General features: G+C 37.1%; 2 protein-coding genes and 1 pseudogene. All 3 read left to right on the forward strand.

Annotated features, from left to right (window positions below):
* A pseudogene (locus tag AB0M22_RS45615) lies at window positions 1-382 on the forward strand (hypothetical protein); the annotation flags it as partial.
* Window positions 363-1,322, forward strand: coding sequence for a murein tripeptide/oligopeptide ABC transporter permease OppB (gene oppB / locus AB0M22_RS45620; RefSeq protein ID WP_010906163.1), 960 nt, complete (start codon window positions 363-365; stop codon window positions 1,320-1,322). The pseudogene AB0M22_RS45615 and the gene oppB, both read left to right, overlap by 20 nt.
* 9 nt (window positions 1,323-1,331) lie before the next feature.
* The coding region (oppC, locus tag AB0M22_RS45625) for a murein tripeptide/oligopeptide ABC transporter permease OppC (protein WP_364740320.1) at window positions 1,332-2,142 on the forward strand (811 nt) is incomplete at its 3' end.

The raw sequence follows: 2,142 nt of genomic DNA on the forward strand, positions 1-2,142 counted from the left end.
ATTCAAATTCATGAAGCTCATTCAAAACTACAAGCGAATAGCATATCAAATTATATCACAATATTAAGGGGTTGTCCGCCATATGACTGATAATATTGCAGTCATGCACAACGGTCGAATTGTCGAAAAAGGAACACGAAGAGATATTTTTGATGAGCCACAGCACATTTATACTAAACGACTCTTATCTGCTATCCCTTCGATTGATGTTACAAGAAGAGCGGAAAATCGGAAAAACCGTCTAAAAGTTGAACAAGACTTTGAGGATAAAAAAGCAAATTTTTATGACAAAGATGGACACGCTTTGCCCTTAAAAAAATTAAGTGAAAGTCATTGGGCTGCTTTGCCAAAAGGAGGGGAAAATGTGGAAAGTAATTATTAGACGTATTTTATTGATGATCCCTCAATTATTTATCTTGAGTATTCTTGTTTTCTTCTTTGCTAAATTGATGCCTGGTGATCCTTTTTCAGGGTTGATTGGTCCTCATACCGACCCACATGAAGTTGAAGCATTAAGACGGGCAGCAGGTTTATATGACCCTTGGTGGGAGCAGTATCTCAGGTGGCTAGGGAATGCCATACATGGGAATTTAGGAATGTCCTATAATCTCAAAGAGCCTGTGATGACTGTCATTGGACATAGAGCGATTAATACTTTTTGGATGTCACTTTTGTCAGTTATTTTAACTTACTTATTTGCTATTCCGATGTCGATAGTTGCAGCTCGAAATGAAGGAAAATGGCAAGACCAATTGTGGTTGACCTATAATTCAATTACTTTTGGTATTCCACCTTACGTATTCTATCTCTTGATTATCTTTATCTTTGGTTATAGTCTTAATTGGTTTCCGACAGGTGGGACGGTAAGTCCAGATGCGATGGGAATAATTCCTGTTTTCTTTAGTAAGATTTATCACATGATTCTTCCGGCTTTTAGTTTGGCGGTCTTTGGAACAGTTGGAATCTTTACTTACTTCCGCTCAGGAATTTTAGATGAACAAACACAAGATTATGTACGAACGGCTCGAGCCAAAGGGGTTAAGGAAAAAGTGATTTTTAGACGTCATATTTTGAGAAATGCCTCATTACCAATTGCTTCTAATTTTGGATTTGTGATTACTGGACTCTTGGGAGGAGCAATATTTGCTGAAACAATTTTCGGCTATCCTGGCTTAGGACAACTTTTTATTACTTCAATATCTGGGCGAGATTATTCAATGATTACGGCTTTGATTTTATTAAATGGTTTTTTGGGACTTCTTGGAGCCCTCCTGTCGGATATTATCATGGCAATGGTTGACCCACGAATTCGGATTCAATAAGGAGTGAAAATGACAGAAAAAAAACACAAAAATTCTTTATCATTAGTTCACTCAATCAAAGAAGAACTAAAAAAAGATAAATTAGCGATGATTTCAACAATTTTTCTAGTTGCTGTCTTTCTAATCGTTTATATTTACTCGATGTTTTTAAAACAATCAAATTATGTTGATGTGAATATCATGGACCAATATCTGGCACCGCTGACGAATGGACATTTACTGGGAACTGATAATGGTGGACGAGATATTATCATGATGTTAATGATTTCTGCACGAAACTCTTTCAATATCGCTTTTGCAGTTACACTCATTACTTTAGTTGTAGGAAATATCTTAGGGGTAATTACGGGCTACTTTGGCGGAAGGTTTGATTTAATCTTCATGCGTTTCACTGATTTTGTCATGATTTTACCATCAATGATGATCATTATTGTTTTTGTAACTATCATCCCACGGTTTAATTCTTGGTCTTTGATTGGGATTATCAGTATCTTTAGTTGGATAGGGACAACGCGTCTGATTCGGGCAAGAACAATGACGGAAGTCAATCGAGATTATGTTCGAGCATCAAAAACTTCGGGAACCTCTGATTTTAAAATTATGTTTCGGGAAATATGGCCCAACTTGTCCACCTTAGTCATTGCTGAAGCAACGCTTGTTTTTGCTGGAAATATTGGTTTAGAAACAGGGCTTTCTTTCTTAGGTTTTGGACTTCCAGCGGGGACACCATCTTTGGGAACAATGATAAATGAAGCGACTAATCCAGAAACAATGACTGATAAGCCTTGGACTTGGGTTCCAGCAACAGTGGTCATCCTAA

Source organism: Nocardia sp. NPDC051756 (genome assembly GCF_040681495.1).
In the GTDB taxonomy this organism is placed as follows: domain Bacteria; phylum Actinomycetota; class Actinomycetes; order Mycobacteriales; family Mycobacteriaceae; genus Nocardia.

Excerpts from the sequence above, each read along its gene's own strand:
- oppB (WP_010906163.1), top strand. The coding sequence starts at position 363 with ATGTGGAAAGTAATTATTAGACGTATTTTATTGATGATCCCTCAATTA.